Annotated in this window: 10 protein-coding genes, 1 pseudogene and 1 riboswitch (1 of these 12 running past the window's edge); of the genes and pseudogenes, 3 read left to right on the top strand and 8 right to left on the bottom strand. The window is 51.9% G+C overall.

The features are described 5' to 3' along the window. Window positions 1-485, top strand: partial view of a sulfotransferase gene (locus ABNF92_RS00010; RefSeq protein WP_349343070.1) — the 3' portion only. Its footprint begins 361 nt before the window's first position; 485 of the gene's 846 nt are visible here — the last part of the coding sequence; its start codon lies beyond the left edge, outside the window; its stop codon occupies window positions 483-485. 38 nt (window positions 486-523) lie between these two features. Here the strand turns inward: ABNF92_RS00010 and ABNF92_RS00015 are convergent, their stop codons facing one another. Continuing rightward, window positions 524-2,008, bottom strand: a complete 1,485-nt coding sequence (locus tag ABNF92_RS00015; protein ID WP_349343071.1) for a DUF2264 domain-containing protein — start codon at window positions 2,006-2,008, stop codon at window positions 524-526. A gap of 560 nt (window positions 2,009-2,568) precedes the next feature. On the opposite strand from ABNF92_RS00015, the gene ABNF92_RS00020 reads away from it, so the two are divergent. Together ABNF92_RS00020 and ABNF92_RS00025 are read left to right on the top strand one after the other, a co-directional pair. After that, entirely contained in the window at window positions 2,569-3,822 is a 1,254-nt protein-coding gene (locus tag ABNF92_RS00020; protein WP_349342348.1) for an ISL3 family transposase, read from the top strand. A 137-nt stretch (window positions 3,823-3,959) separates the two neighbouring features. Then, the gene (locus ABNF92_RS00025) at window positions 3,960-5,045 is read left to right on the top strand and encodes a hypothetical protein (RefSeq protein ID WP_349343072.1); all 1,086 of its coding nucleotides are present in this window, start codon (window positions 3,960-3,962) and stop codon (window positions 5,043-5,045) included. A 29-nt stretch (window positions 5,046-5,074) separates the two neighbouring features. Here the strand turns inward: ABNF92_RS00025 and ABNF92_RS00030 are convergent, their stop codons facing one another. The 7 genes and pseudogenes from ABNF92_RS00030 to ABNF92_RS00060 all read right to left on the bottom strand — a co-directional run. Then, window positions 5,075-6,142, bottom strand: a complete 1,068-nt coding sequence (locus ABNF92_RS00030) for a glycosyltransferase (RefSeq protein WP_349343073.1) — start codon at window positions 6,140-6,142, stop codon at window positions 5,075-5,077. Between the two features lie 177 nt (window positions 6,143-6,319). After that, the gene (locus tag ABNF92_RS00035; RefSeq protein ID WP_349343074.1) at window positions 6,320-6,868 is read right to left on the bottom strand and encodes a PEP-CTERM sorting domain-containing protein; all 549 of its coding nucleotides are present in this window, start codon (window positions 6,866-6,868) and stop codon (window positions 6,320-6,322) included. Window positions 6,869-7,085: 217 nt separating this feature from the next. Next, window positions 7,086-8,522, bottom strand: coding sequence for an exosortase/archaeosortase family protein (locus ABNF92_RS00040; RefSeq protein ID WP_349343075.1), 1,437 nt, complete (start codon window positions 8,520-8,522; stop codon window positions 7,086-7,088). 115 nt (window positions 8,523-8,637) lie between these two features. Then, entirely contained in the window at window positions 8,638-9,441 is an 804-nt protein-coding gene (locus ABNF92_RS00045; RefSeq protein ID WP_349343076.1) for a PEP-CTERM sorting domain-containing protein, read from the bottom strand. 38 nt (window positions 9,442-9,479) lie between these two features. Further along, a riboswitch (cyclic di-GMP riboswitch) is annotated at window positions 9,480-9,562 on the bottom strand. Window positions 9,563-9,756: 194 nt separating this feature from the next. Further along, window positions 9,757-12,396 carry a tetratricopeptide repeat protein gene (locus ABNF92_RS00050; protein WP_349343077.1) on the bottom strand — a complete coding sequence of 880 codons (2,640 nt, stop codon included), beginning with the start codon at window positions 12,394-12,396 and terminating at the stop codon, window positions 9,757-9,759. A 54-nt stretch (window positions 12,397-12,450) separates the two neighbouring features. Then, complete coding sequence (prsR, locus tag ABNF92_RS00055; protein ID WP_349343078.1) at window positions 12,451-13,824, bottom strand: PEP-CTERM-box response regulator transcription factor; 1,374 nt, start codon at window positions 13,822-13,824, stop codon at window positions 12,451-12,453. Window positions 13,825-13,926: 102 nt separating this feature from the next. Further along, window positions 13,927-14,502, bottom strand: a pseudogene (locus ABNF92_RS00060) (ATP-binding protein); the annotation flags it as partial. Between the last annotated feature and the right edge of the window lie 60 nt (window positions 14,503-14,562).

A 14,562-nucleotide genomic window follows, 5' to 3' on the forward strand; every position in this document is an offset into this window, starting at 1 on the left:
ACTTCAACGCAGCAGTGGAAAAAGATCCATGGATTATCAAGCAGAGTCTTTATTCAGAGCAGATAGGGCATCTGTTTTCTCTTTTTCCGAAATCGAACGTTCATATTGATTTTTACGAAAAAATAGAGGAAAACCCTAGGCAGTTTTTTAAGGATGTCTGTGAGTTTATTGGTATCGACGGTGAGTATGACCCAGATGCCCTTTACAGCGTACGTAACACCTCCATAAACGCGACTTTGCAAGATGGGTTTGGTCTGATAAAGCTTCAGAATTTTCTTCTTAGAAAGGGGTTTTCTCGGCAAATAAACTGGATGAAAAATATGAAATTATTTGGTTTCATGAAGCGAGCTCTAATCCAGAGAAGTAAACAAAAGAGTTCCGAGATAAAAGTTGATCCAAAAGTTGTTGCTATGATAGAACAAGACGTCGAAAAGCTAGAAAAAATATTGAGCCTTAGCCTTTCGAACTGGAAGGCAAATTATTAGAAAAATATAGTTCTGTCGCGGATCTAGAATTCCGCGCTTTAATGGATAAACAAGTTTTTCGAGGAGTAGGATCTCCTTCCATATTTCACCTGAAGGTTTGAGTGTCGTAGTGGCCTTTTTAGCACATACTGAAGCAATCTCCGGGCAGTAGACATTCTCTTGAATGTTGTCGCGTTGCTGAATTTGCTGAGGGGATTTGGGCTTTTGCGCTCTACTATTACTTCTTTGGTGTTCTGGGATCCTCGTATCGTAAGTTTGGGGCCTGGAATTTTGATTTGATACGACTCTTTTTCGATGGGGAGTGACCCTGCAGTCTCAGACCAGAAAGAGTGTTCCTCTGGGAGGTAAAATGCCAGGACAAGGGACCTTAAAGACCAAAGAGGGCTTGCTCTACCGCTATAATTTTCTAAGAGATCCTCATCCTGTTCCCAGTAGCCTTGTGTTACTGTACCATTTTTTAATGCGCCGCGTGAGATAAAATGCGCCCAAGTTACGTCTGTTGCCCGGCGCGCTAGTTGGCCCCAATCCTTCGGGTTTTTTTTAGCTATTGCGATCAGAGGTACTGGCGCTGCAAGTCGATAGCAACAACTCCTTCCGAAAATAGGGATTCCTTCTGGGCTGATGAAATACTTGTATGTCGAAGAAAATTCGGAGAATACATTCATTAGAAAGTCAGTATCGAAATCAGGGTTTATTTCAGATATCCAGAATAGCATATATTGCATTTGCCAAACGTTATAATAATCAACTGGGCCCCCAGGACCATCTGTAAACCACCCATTTCCAACATAGAATGACTTAAATAGCGAATAGTCAACTGCTATTTGACTGTTTGACTCAAGGAATCTGAAATCAATAAGTACCATATTTATGATTATTCTGAACAAAACCCAATTTCCGTCATAGATTTTTTTTCCGTTCACCTCATTTAACCATTCCAAAATGGACTTTAATTTACTACTATCGATCTCAGTCGTTATCGTATTCTTTATCATCCAGATTCCCAGAGCTATGTCGGCTCCTTCTGCGATCCTTTGGTCGAAATCTGAAATGTGACCCCAAAACTCCTCTGAGTTAGGATCAGTGCCGGATATTAAACCGGACAGAAAATGTTCTTTAATGCTAAATGTTTTGCCACTAGTCAACTGGACTCGGTCTGTTCGCCCGGAGCTTAGCCATGAGCAAACTAGGACAGAAGACCTCGCAAAACCTTCCAGACCTTCGACGACTGATCCCCTTGTGCCAGAGATTCCTGGGTAGACCACTCGAGAATGATATTTGCTTGAGTATGAGTCGATGCCTTCTATAAAATAGCGAAATATGCTCTCATATTGTGAAACGTCTATAGATTGGTTTTTCCCGATGGTTTTAATTGATTCATCCAAATCTTCGAGATGGGCTGGTACATCAACATCAAGAAACCATTTATCGACAGGTTTTATTTTTCGAACTAACAAGGTCCAAGAAAGGACAAATAATATTATAAGTGCAAGCGAAATTGTTACTGTCGATCCGATACTCATTGCAGATAACTCAGAAAGTTCCGTTTATAATGTACCTGACGGGATTTAGGGCCGTTTTTAGGAAAATAATCCTGATGGATAGAGACTTATCGTTGGGCTCTCCATTCCTCGAAATTTTACAGGGCCCGAATTGAAATGTTAAGCGGGGCAACCCACGCGGCAGCGCGCATTTTCGGTGTTTCCTGGTAGGCTTCCTTTAACCATGTCCTGACAACCACGATGATGGCCATACCTGTTTTGATGGCTATGTGCATGCTGAATGGAGTCTTTAGGTCGGCGCCTTCAATGTTATCTTTCTTTACCATATCCTGATGTTTGCAGTTTTCCTCCAAGAGCTCAAACAGCTGTTGGGTAATGGTGACCAACGCGACGACGCCGAAATGGTCCGTTTTAAGTAATCGCGTAAGTATCAGAGTTTTGACGATACCGAGTGAACGCTGCGCCTTCGCGATTCCGAGCAGAAAAATAGGCTCTCTTCCATTTCGTGTGGAATCGGTCGCCAGCTAACGCCTTTTTGAGCCATACTCCCTGATATCTTCTGACCTCCAGCGAACATCTCTATGAATCCGGAACTCTTGTTCACACAAGCCTTGGGTCTGACGTCACCATGGGCTGTCGATGACATCGATTTTGACCCAAAGGCCCAGCGTATCGATTTCCGGGTCTCCTGTGAGGCGAAGCAATTACCGTGTCCTGGTTGTGGGCGAGCTGATCAGCCTATTCACGACCGGAAACCGCGAACTTGGCGGCATTTGGACTTCTTCCAGTTTGCCGCCTATGTCCATGCCGAGGTGCCCCGGGTGCGCTGCGGCGGCTGCAAGAAGACCACTCAGGTGGAAGTACCCTGGGCTCGCCCGGGCAGCCGTTTCACCCTGCTATTCGAAGCCTTTGCGCTCACGTTGGCCAAGGCCATGCCGGTATCGACCACGGCAAGGCAGCTGAGGACTGATGACAGGGCCCTTTGGCGGGTACTGGACCACCATGTCACCCAGGCACAAGCTCGTGAAGACTACAGCACCGTGACCACCATCGGGGTCGATGAGACCGCCTGTCGGCGTGGCCATCACTACATCACGCTGGTGCATGACCTGGCCGAGCGCCGACTCATCTTTGCAACGCCCGGTCGTGACGCCCAGACTCTGAAAGGATTCTCTGAGGATCTTGCAAGCCATCAGGGCAAGGCTGATCAGATCCGGCACGCCAGCATCGATATGTCTAAAGCCTACATCAGCGGCCTGGGGCAGCACCTGCCCAACGCCGAAATCACCTTTGACCGGTTCCATATCATTCAGCTGGCAAATCAGGCTGTGGATGCCGTGCGCAAGTCTGAAGTACGCCACGACGCCCGCCTGAAGCGAACCAAATGGGCCTGGCTCACGGACATGGCCCGCTGGAGCAAAAAGCAGGATGAGGCCGTCTACGACCTGACCCGCTCCAACCTGAAGACCGCTCGTGCCTGGCGCATCAAAGAGGCCTTGCGTGACATCTTCCAGGCCAAGCCTGGTCGTGAACAAGCGGAAGGGTTACTGAAGCGATGGCACTCCTGGGCCAGACGCTGTCGGTTGGAACCGATGAAACAACTAGCTGCCACCCTCAAGCGACACTGGGCCGGAGTCCTACAGGGCTTTGAAAGCGGCTTGAGCAATGGTTATGTCGAAGCCATGAACAGCCTGATCCAGGCGGCCAAGGCCCGTGCGCGCGGCTACGGCACGGCGAGCCACTTCATTGCCATCTGCTTTCTGATTGCCGGCAAGCTCAAGCATCTGCCAGCAAACCCGTTCCAGACGCCATTACAGAGAATGGTTGCAAGCTAATGTTCCACACAAAACGGAAGAGACCCGAAAAATAGAGCTTTTCAATACGCGGCTGGTGGTGCTCATGTGGTGGGCGAACCAATCTCAAAGAATGAATGGCATCTGTATTGAGAGCTTAGCACAGGCAGGGCCTTATCATGGTCAACAAAGCGATATGGTGTTGGATGTTTTTCCTCTGTCTGCACTTGGTGTCGTCGGTAACTGGCGCAGGGATTGTTGGGTGTTCCTCTTCACCGCTACCCGACCAGCCGTCAGGCCCGGAATCAGTTGTTGATCGCGTGAATGACCTGGAGCGCGCTGTGCAGTTTGCAAGCTCCGGCAGTGTTATTCTATTGGCGCCGGGGGAGTACCGCCTTCAGGCGACGCTTCAGGTGCGCAAAAACAATATCACCCTCCGTGGCAGTGGTAATGATTGCTCTGATGTGATTTTGCAGGGTGCCGGTATGAACAACATCGATTATAATGGAGCCCCGTACGGTATCTGGACAAATGCTTCCGGCCTCACGGTACAGAACCTCACAATTCGCGACTTCTTTCAACACGGTATTGTGTTAAACCCAGGAGCCGAATCACCAACCTTCCAGAATATCCGCATACTGGATACCGGCAAGCAGTTAATCAAAGCCAACCCATCTGATTTTGGTGATGGCGTTGACGGAGGCCTTGTCGAAAATTCGGTTTTCGCATATACCGAAGGGCCACCAATGATCGACCGGGGTGGCGGCACTGGATACACCAATGGTGTGGATGTCCATGCCGGTGCCAACTGGGTTATCCGGAACAATCACTTTGAAAACTTTCATGCGCCGGATCATGCGGATCATCTTTGGGCGCCCGTTGTTTTAATGTGGAATGGTGCGCGCGATACCATCTTGGAAAACAACACGTTTGTAAATGTCGATCGAGCTATCGCGTTCGGGTTGCTGGATCGGCCGAAAGATCACTCCGGCGGTGTCATTCGAAACAATCGCATTTACTATGACGAAGGACTATACAGCAGTCAAAGGCGACGGGGGTCTGATGGGGCAATTATTGTGTGGAGTTCGCCAGGCACTATCGTAGACGGGAATGAGGTGTTTACTCGGGGAAATCTGAATCGCTCTATTGAATTCCGGTTTGATACCAGCGGGGCCAGTGCCATCAATAATACGGTGGATGCGCCCATTGGCACCCGCGATGGCGGGAGTTACAAAGGGTCCGGTAATCGATTGGTGCCAGAGTAGTGCTAGCTTCCAGTGTTCGGCATTAAAAATCACTCGTAGCAGCGTTCGTACTGCTGCACCATATGTTCTGCGGAAAATCGTTCTGTAAAGTGCGTCTTGGCTTGTTTCGACATTTTGGAGAGTGCGTTCGGGTCTTGCAGTAATTCCTGTATCGCCCGGGTAAATGCGGGAAGATCGTCGCTCTCAACCAGTTTTCCTGTTTCGCCATCGTCGACGATTTCGGGTGTTCCGCCAGCACCAGTGGCGACTGTCGGAATTCCCAGGCTCATGGCTTCCAGAAGCGTCATGGACGTGCCTTCGGTAAAAGAGGGCAGTAGGAACAGGTCCATCAGGCCCAGGTAATCGGCCGGCTTTGATTGGAAGCCTGTAAAAATAACTGACTCCCCAAGGTTTAATTCAGCGGCAAGGTTTTCCAGATTTTCCCATTCCGGGCCATCGCCGACCAGGAGAAGCCGCACCTTTATGCCTCTGTCGAGCAGAGCTCGCGTTGCCTTTAGCATCAGTGCCTGGTTTTTCACCGCGTCCAGTCGGGCAACGGTGCCGATCACAGTTTCGTCTTGTTTTATCCCGAGTTCTTCTTTCAATGCAGCGCGTGCTTTCTCACTAACTTCCAGCGGGGCAATGCCGTTGTAGATGACGGTGATTCTGTCTCTGGGAAGGTATTCGTATTCAACCAGGGCGTCGCGAGTCGCGGAGGAAATGGCAACAAGCTTGTGGGAGGTGCGGGCGATGATGGGGTTAATGAACCTTGCTTTTTTGCGGTATTGGTCCGGATGGAAGCGCCCATGCTCTGTGAAAACCACCTTTGCGCCAGTGCCCCAGTGGGCAAACCAACCATAGGCGTAAGGTGAGTATTGGTGGCAATGAACAATATCGAATTTGCCGGACTTGATCAGATGCCTGAGCCAGAGAATGGTTTTTAGATCAAAGCCGGGGGCTCTTTGCCGCGAGTGGAGCTTTATGCCGTGTTCGGTTTCGAGTGCCTGGCCAATAGCGCCAACTTCCCCATCAATACAGGCAATTTCGTTGTGAAACCGATTTTTATCGAGGTTGGTGACCAGTTGCCGGATGACTTGTTCGGTGCCGCCGAAGCCCATGTTGAAGGTGATGTGGAGAATGCGAACCGGTGCTCTCATAATTTCCATGGGGTTGGACCCGATAAGGTTTGAGTCTTGAGGCCAGAGTATATCGGGTTATTGTTCACATAGTGAATGATGTCTGGAACATAGAAAAGCCAGCCCGGTGGCTGGCTTTCTGCAGGCTTGGCTTGGAGCTCAGGAAAGCTTTTTGCGGCGAACGGCCACAAGGCTCAAGATACCTAGGCCAAACAGTGCCAGCGTACCTGGTTCAGGCACGAGGGATACGTTGTCCAGCAAGATGCCGATGTTGTCACCACCATCGTGTTTGAAGATTAGATTGCTGGTGGTCTGGCTGGTGAGCGTAATGTCCCGGACGATGGTCTGCCAGGGGTCATTGGCTGACACAAGAAAGGTTTCGGTGAGGAAACCGTCCAGAGAAACTTCCACGGAATCAGCCGCACTGTTCCTCTGGTTGCCAGAGATGTCGAAGCTCAGGGTGTAGGTGCCCGGATCAAGGGTCAAAGCGATGCTCTGGAGAGTGCCCGCGTTTCTGTTTGAGCCATCGAGGTCCACGCACTTACCAGCTCCGCCGGCACAGGTAAGGTTCCAGTCATTCGGGGTGGCAATCAAATCAACGGTACCGTCGGTTACGGTCCAGTTGGTAAAACCTGCGTAATTGGTTTGCGATACGCCATCGGCCAATTCTGACTCAAAGTTGTCCTGGAAAATAACGCCTGCGCTCACGGAGAAACTAAAAAGCGCGGTCGAGAGGAGAGTGGCTAACCGTTTATACATCATATTGGTACTTCCCAAATTAAACGAATGCGTTAATACAGCCTACGTTTGATTAAGCAGGATCGGTGCCAATATTTAAGCTACTGTTTTTAATGTCTTTTTTTGTCGGCGGGTGAGGGGTGTGTAAAGAAATTCGACGAGTAGTTTGATCTGTGTATCCCGTGGTTTACAGCTGCGTTTCTACCATCGTTTTGATGCGCTCGAGTCGGGATAACTCGTCGCTGCAGTCCCTGTCGCTACAGGGCACCTGGATGGTCACGAGCGCGAAGCGGTTCTCGCCGCTGAGCGTGGCGGGAATCTGGAGTAGTTTGGCCTTTCGGTAATTCAGGCTACTTCTGCTTCCTACCTGATACCACTGAGCCATCAAAACACGATCGCGGGTGAGGATGTTGAGGTAAAGCGAGACGCCTGGAGCAACTCGCTCCTCAATCTGCCAAGTGGAGTTGTCGAACATGGTTGGCAGGTAAGGTACCAGCTTATCATCTGCTGTGGTTTTCTGACTTTGCGCGAGAGAAACCGAGGTATTGCCGGCTTTGAGGATTTTCTGGTCGAGATATGAAGGCAGGCTGATTGGCAAGGGCAGGTCATTGCTCTCTCCACGTGCCTGAAAGCCATCGAGTTCCAGAGTCCAGGCGGGCTGTTGTCCGGCGCTTGTTTGTGCAAGTGTAAGTGCCACGGGGCCGAGTAGCATGGCAATGATGAGTGCCGGAATGCCAGCTTTGGCAATGTTTAGCCTGATAGCTGTGGGCTGCTGGTTGGCCTTGCTTCTCTTGCGAACGGGTGAGAAATACAGAGCCGGCAGAATGAAAGCCCCGAAAACGATCCAGCCCATGGTTTCGTGGTCGGTGAGCAGGTCGCTCTGCATGTTGGTCTCATAGGCGACAAAAACCAGAATTGTGATGCGTACCCAGTTCGCGACCAGGCCGATCAGCATGGCGACGACGACGGTGATTAACCAGCCTTTCCAGCGGTAATCATTGAGAATGGAGGTCATCATGGCCAGAAGGATGGAAATGGCAAAATAACGAATGCCGGAACAGCCATCGGCAATCAGGAGTCGGCCGTAGGGCAGGGTTATGCTGTTTCCCTCAATCAGTGCTGTCATCCCGAACAATCGAACCCAGCTGCCTACAACAGCGCTGGCAAGCGATACCAGCGGCGGAACCAGGTCTGCCCAGAAAGGCAGTGAGAGTGAAAGAAGGGCAACATAAGGCAGAAAGCTGAGCGCCCTATGAAAGCCCAGCAGCGTCCATGCAACGGCCATTACGCCTGCCGGCAGAACCAGATAGGCGAGGGTGTCAATGCGGACCAGCTCGAGCAGGAGCCACACGAGAGTAACTCCGATGAGCGCGATGCCACCGAGCAGGAGGTATGGTTTTTGGATTACGCCGCTCGTGCTGCTGGCGGGCCTGGGCGGATGAATCACTAGCAGGCCCAAGAAAATGACGGCGGTGGCAAGGCCATGAGCCAGCACCTGCTCGAACTCAAGCCAAACGGTGGCGAGCCTGAACCAGGTTGGAAAGAAAAGTACGACGGCAACAGCCGAAACAACCAGAAAGGGTAGGGAATAGGGGAGGTTGTCGAATGTCTTCCTTAACATCATTTTTCCGCCGGACTACTTGGTCTTTGGAAGAATAACGTGATTGCTATTCCGGTAAAAGACAAATCAAAGCACGAAAAAAGCCAGCCGAAGCTGGCTTTTTCGCGACCTGTCGAAATCAGGCTTTCTGACGACGACGGGCTGCACCGAGGCCGGCAAGGCCGAGGCCGAGAAGGGCCAAAGTACCAGGCTCAGGTACGGCAGTTACAGACTCCATAAGAAATACAAAATCGTCGAAATCGCCGTCATAATCTGGATTGTTGGCGTTTAAGTCCTCAAATGCCATTATGTATTCGCCGGTTCCCAGCGGGGAGTAGTCAGTGCCTCCATTAATATCAAACCCAAGGCTTCCGTCACCTCGGTACGCTACCATGTGATCAGTCCCGTCGCTGTTCTTGGAAACCTCCGAGAAGAAGGTGCCGTCGCCGGAGTCAAGGTAGAAACCAAATCTGTTACTACTGAAGGTTGCTGACTCACCCAAGAGACCACCGCTGAACTGATACAATCCATCATTGAACTCGCCAGGCGTATCGTTAACTACGACTTCAAAGTTATTGGAAAAAGGAGGACATGAAGCTTCCGCCGTACCGCAGCTTCCACCCACGGGGCCGACGAATGGCACGTAAGCTGAGGCCTCGAATATACGAAGTCTGTTACTTGTGTCCGCAATATCGTAAATGCCAAAACTTGCGATGTTTTCGAAGTCTGCTGACTCAAACAACAGGCGAGCAACTGAACCATTTGACGCATTTATTTCCCATTGCTCATCCGGGGTGTGTTGAGCATTATTAACGTCGTAAAAGTTCCCATCACTCAGTGCGTCAAGTTGTGACTGGAGTGAATTTCCCTGAATTGCGGTCGCTGCAGCTCCGCAGGAGATGCTGCCCATTATAATCGCACTAGCAAGATGTTTTAATTTCATCGGTGTTCTCCGGTTGTTTAGCTAAAATCCGTATTTTGCTTTGCAACCAGGCTGTCTCTTATTTTTCTCGAGATCCTTGGCTTTCCGTCCCATTCTCGCGAATGGTTTGGCTCCCGACCGGGGAATGCATACCCGATCCTGTGATGTGTTCAAGCGAGATCTATGCCAACGATGTAAGGTTTTGATAAAGCAAAGAAAAAATAATTCTGCACATGCAGGGTGTAAAAAATTCCGACAACAGAATCACAAAGGCCGGAACGACTGCTCGTTCCGGCCTTTGTGATTTCCAGGATCTCGTTGCAATGTGAGAGTCTTTTACATTGCCCCTTTGACCGTTTCCAGATGCGACTGGATGTCTGCGTTATCCGGTGCAAGGGACAGTGCCTTTTCTATCACGGCGAGGGCGTCTTGGTGATTACCTTGCAGGTGAAGAATCCACCCATAGGTGTCTAGCACAGCGGCGTTATTGGGTGCAAGCTCGCGAGCTTGGCTGGCGTACTCTAGAGCTCGGGTTGTGTCATCCTCTCTCAACAACCAGGCGAGGTTGTTGAGTGCCGCAACATTGTTGGGCTGCTGCGCCAGAACTTGTTCATAGTGGGTGGCGGCTACAATCTCCTGATTGTTGGCCATCAGCCAGTCGGCTCTGGCCATATGCGCTGCCACACTGTCTGGCTCAGCCTCGAGCCAATCTTTGGTTAGCCCGTTGATGGACTCGGGATTTTCCATGCTGGCCAGTTTGATCAATGGCGGTATAAGGCGGGTATTACCGGAGGTTTCCCATTGTTCGCGCAGGTAGTTATGGGCAGCGGTTGTTCCTTGGGTGTCACTTAATACAGAGGCCCTAGAAAGAACAATAGCTGGCTGATTGCCAAACGTCTCCTCTAAGGCGTCCAATGCCGTGAGAGCTTCCTCGTATTTCTCTTCTCTTTGTGCAATGCCGGCTGGCATTAATGCGTATCCGAGGTTCTCCGGCTCCAATGCAATGGCCTCGGCAGCTTTGGCCCGGGCGGTTGCATAATCCCCGGAGCGCAATGCGGCCTGAGCCTCTGCCTGAAGGAGCTGCGCGGTTGCTCTGCGGACAGTCACAGACTCGCTGTTCTGCCAACCCTCAAGCAGGGAGCGAGCTGACTGGAGATCGCCTTCGCGGATGTTGACAAGTGCAGCGAGGGTGTCCGCATTCTGGGCAAGTTCCGGGTTTTCCTCACCGATTCCGACCAGCCATTGTTCCAGTTCTGCGAGGGAGTGGTTCTGAGCGTAGATCTGGCCGGCTTGCTGGAGGGGCTGGATAGCGTCTGGTGTGATCCTGGCAGCATTCAATAGCTGTGTAATGGCCTTGTCGTTTTCACCGTTTTGCGTATAGAGCATGGCAAGGGCGATTTTGGGGGCCTGCAATTGCGGGTCTTCGCTCACCAGGGTTTCTAGGCGTTGGGTCGCTTCAGCGGGGTTACCCATCCTGGCATCGGCCATGCTGGCCAGAAGCACCGCCCTTGGTTGATCACCGTAGCCATTTAACAGGGAATCCCGGATTTCTTCGGCCTCTTTAGTTTCACCTTGCTGAATCAGCAGGTTGAGGTAGGTGCCGGTGGTGTTCCACTCTGCGGGGTTCGCGGTAAACGCCATTCGCAACTGCCCTAACGCCTGTTCGGGCTGGTTTTTTCGGATATGGTGCTGGGCAAGGGCGAGTCGCAGGCGAACCCGTTCCGGTTGGTTACTGATCGCCTTGCTGAGGCTCGCCACGCCTGCTTCCTCATGCTCAGGGAGGCTCAGGGCGAGAATGCCGTGCATTGCTAACAAGTCATTGTCGTTTGGCCTTGCTTTGATTGCCCGGTCCAGATCCCGAAGTGCCTGCTCCCGGTCGCCCGTGTCGATCTGCGCCATGGTGGCCGCGCGGATAAACTGGGTGGGTGTTGTTTCCGGATCAAGGTTTTCTGTCAGCAGGCGGGTACCTTCCTCCAGATCGCCTGTTCCTGCAGTCAGGGCGCCCAGCATAAGAGCCACTTGCTCGTTATCCGGGTCAAGCTTGAGCATGTCTCTCAGTGTGGCTTTTGCTTCCTCAATGTTGCCATCCTTGATTGCAGCGATTACCGCATCGCCCTGTTCCTGCGCGCCTGTATCCAGGTTTTCCGCGAGTATTCTGTTGTAAACCTGTGCCTCGGTGATTTTTCCTTGCTCGGTCAGCACACGGGACAAGGAGGTTAGAATATTCCGCCGGATCGGCAGGAATACGTCTGTGGACGGTATCACGGCCACGGCATCTGTCAGGGTTTCTGAAGCGACTTCCAGTCGATTTTCGCGATATTGCGCGACCCCTTTCCAGTACAGTGGGGCAGGATGTTGTCCATTGGCAGCTACCCACTGCTCAACCGCTTCAATCGCCTGGCCTGTCTGGTTCATATCGAGATGGCTTCGGGCTAGGCCGGTAATGGCCTTCACGTTTGAGCTGTTGCTCTCAGAGAGGCTTCTGAAGAGGGCCAGCGCCTCTGGAACGTCTCCGGACAGCCTGAGGGCCTCTGCACGTATCAATGATGCTTCCAGTTGTTCTTCAGGCGAGCGCGGCGTGTAAGTTGCGAGGGTTTCTGTTGCAGACAACTGCTTACCTTGATTGACGTAGGCTCTTGCAAGGGTGAGAGCAACCGAGTCAGCATGCTCTTCCAGCCAGGGTTGCAAGAGTTCAGAGGCCTGTTCGTAGGCCCCGATATCAAGATACAGTTCAGCCAATCGTTCGATGTGTGCAACGTTGTTCGGATCTGTCTGGATGGCGTTGCGAACTTCCAGCAGCGCTGAACGGTACTGCCCCTGGTCGGCATAGGTTTCTGCCCGGGTAATATGGGAGGTAGCTTCCGAGGAATCCGGTTTGTTATTGCAGCCTGTAACGAGGAATGGGAGCGGCAGCGCAAGCGCACTCAACAACAGCAGGCGCGGCAGGGATTTTGATGTCTGGTTCCATGATTTCATTATTTTTTTACTCCTTGAACTTGTTCGAGCAAACCTCGTGTCCGTAGGGCACCTTCATGCGTTGGATGTTTCAGCCGACGTGTCGATCTGGTATTTATCCGTAAGGTTGTAGAGCGTTGGTCGCGTGATGCCGAGAAGCCGTGCAGCCTGGGCCATGTTGAAGCCCGTCGTGTGTAAAGCCTGATTTATGGCCTGGCGTTCTGCCCGCTCCCGGGCCTGGCGAAGGTTTATGTGGCTCGGAGCGGCGGGTTCCTCGCAGTTGAGCTCGAGGTCATCGGCCGTAACTCGCTTGCCATCCGCCATGATGGTGGCTCGTTTTATCTTGTTAATCATTTCTCGCACGTTGCCGGGCCAGGGATAGTTATTGATGGCGTTAATGGCATCCTCGCTGAACGCCAGGTTAGGCCTGTCCATGTTTTTGCCAAGGGATTTCAATAACGATTGGGCAATTACCAAGGCATCCCCCTCACGTTCCCGCACGGCTGGAACGTCGAGGGTGATCTCACTAATTCGGTAATACAGGTCTTCGCGGAACTCGCCGCTGTCGATCAGTTGGCGCACGTCCCTGTGTGTGGCGCAAACGACCCGTACGTCCACGGGGATCGGATTGATCGATCCCACCCGGTCTACCACGCGTTCCTGAAGAAAACGCAGTAGTTTGGCTTGCAGCGCCATGGGCATGTCGCCAATTTCGTCGAGAAACAGGGTGCCGCCATTGGCACTTTCGATTTTGCCTTTCTTGGCCTGGGTGGCTCCGGTGAAAGATCCCTTCTCGAAACCAAACAGCTCGCTTTCCAGTAGGTTTTCTGGAATCGCCGCGCAGTTGATTGCAGCAAATGGTTTGTCTGCACGCGGACTCAGGTCATGAATCGCCCGGGCGAGAAGTTCTTTCCCGGTTCCGGTTTCCCCGGTTATCAGGGTTGTTACATCGGTGGGCGCCACTTTCTCGAGAGTGCGGCATATGGCCAGCATTTGGGGGCTGGCGGCGACAATACCTTTGATGTTGGCGTTATTGCCCCTGCGGGCAAGTTCCCGGTTTTCCCGCTCGAGCTCGGCCAAACGAAAAGCCCGGTTTACTACGAACGTCAGGATGTCTGCGTCCAGGGGTTTCTGATAAAAGTCGGAAGCGCCCATGCCGACGGCTTTCACTGCATTCTCTTTGTCCTCGCGCCCGGTTACCACTACCACCTTGGTCATCGGGGAAAGGCGGAGGATTTCTTCAAGGAGCTTGAAGCCTTCTGTGGCTCCACCTGGGTCGGGCGGGAGCCCAAGATCCAGAGTGACCACATCTGGTTCTTCTCTTCGCAACGCCGCCAGGGCTGACTCACGCTCCGAAGACACGGTTACTTCGAGATCTTCACTGAAACACCAGCGCATCTGGCTCTGCAGGCCTGGATCATCCTCTACGATCAAGAGTTTTCTAGTCACAACAGCACCAAATCCTTTTTTCTGAAGTTTCCTTATTGGTGATTCTTAACTGAACATTGACACTTTGCAATGCCGGTTTTTGGCGGCAATACTGACCGCCAACTAATTGGCACTCTCTTTCCGTTTCTCTGCGTCAGAAATTGGCCGGGACGGTTTCCCGGGCAGGGGCGTTAACTTCGGTTCGGCCAGAGGAATCCGAACTGAAAAGCAGGACCCGAGTCCCGGCTCGCTGGTCACATCGATGTTGCCGCCTATTTTCTGGATGTATTCTCTGGCCTGATAAGCTCCGATGCCCATGCCAGTCAGCCCCTTGGTACTCTCAAACGGTTTGAAAAGCTGACCTTTGATGAATTCTTCTGTCATGCCACTACCTGTATCCTGAATGAACAGCACAACGTTGCCTTTTGCTATTTTCAAATTCAGGGCAATTTCGCCGTCTGGTGGCGTTGCATCCTGCGCATTCTGGATGAGATGACCTAGAACATTGCGTAGCTGCTCAGAGTCCGCTCTGATCATTACTTGTGGGGGTGTGCCCTCAAGAGTCGGTGCAGGTAGCCGGTGTTGATTATGGGCGATCAGCTCCTGAACCAGTTGCGTCAGGTTGATGGGTATCTGTTCACTGTCGTTTTCGATGGCCGGTTTGCGTATGTGGTCGACCAGATTCGACATCTTGCGGACGTGTAGTAGCCCCCAATTAAACCGGACACCTTGGTAGAAGCAAAGGCCTAGGCATAGACC

The organism is Marinobacter sp. MMG032 (genome assembly GCF_040112695.1).
Taxonomy (GTDB): Bacteria; Pseudomonadota; Gammaproteobacteria; order Pseudomonadales; family Oleiphilaceae; genus Marinobacter; species Marinobacter salsuginis.

Bases quoted from the DNA above. Each gene is read 5' to 3' on its own strand.
- ABNF92_RS00015 (WP_349343071.1), bottom strand. From the start codon at position 2,008: ATGAGTATCGGATCGACAGTAACAATTTCGCTTGCACTTATAATATTA.
- ABNF92_RS00020 (WP_349342348.1), top strand. From the start codon at position 2,569: ATGAATCCGGAACTCTTGTTCACACAAGCCTTGGGTCTGACGTCACCA.
- ABNF92_RS00025 (WP_349343072.1), top strand. From the start codon at position 3,960: ATGGTCAACAAAGCGATATGGTGTTGGATGTTTTTCCTCTGTCTGCAC.
- ABNF92_RS00030 (WP_349343073.1), bottom strand. From the start codon at position 6,142: ATGGGCTTCGGCGGCACCGAACAAGTCATCCGGCAACTGGTCACCAAC.
- ABNF92_RS00040 (WP_349343075.1), bottom strand. From the start codon at position 8,522: ATGATGTTAAGGAAGACATTCGACAACCTCCCCTATTCCCTACCCTTT.
- ABNF92_RS00045 (WP_349343076.1), bottom strand. From the start codon at position 9,441: ATGAAATTAAAACATCTTGCTAGTGCGATTATAATGGGCAGCATCTCC.
- ABNF92_RS00050 (WP_349343077.1), bottom strand. From the start codon at position 12,396: ATGAAATCATGGAACCAGACATCAAAATCCCTGCCGCGCCTGCTGTTG.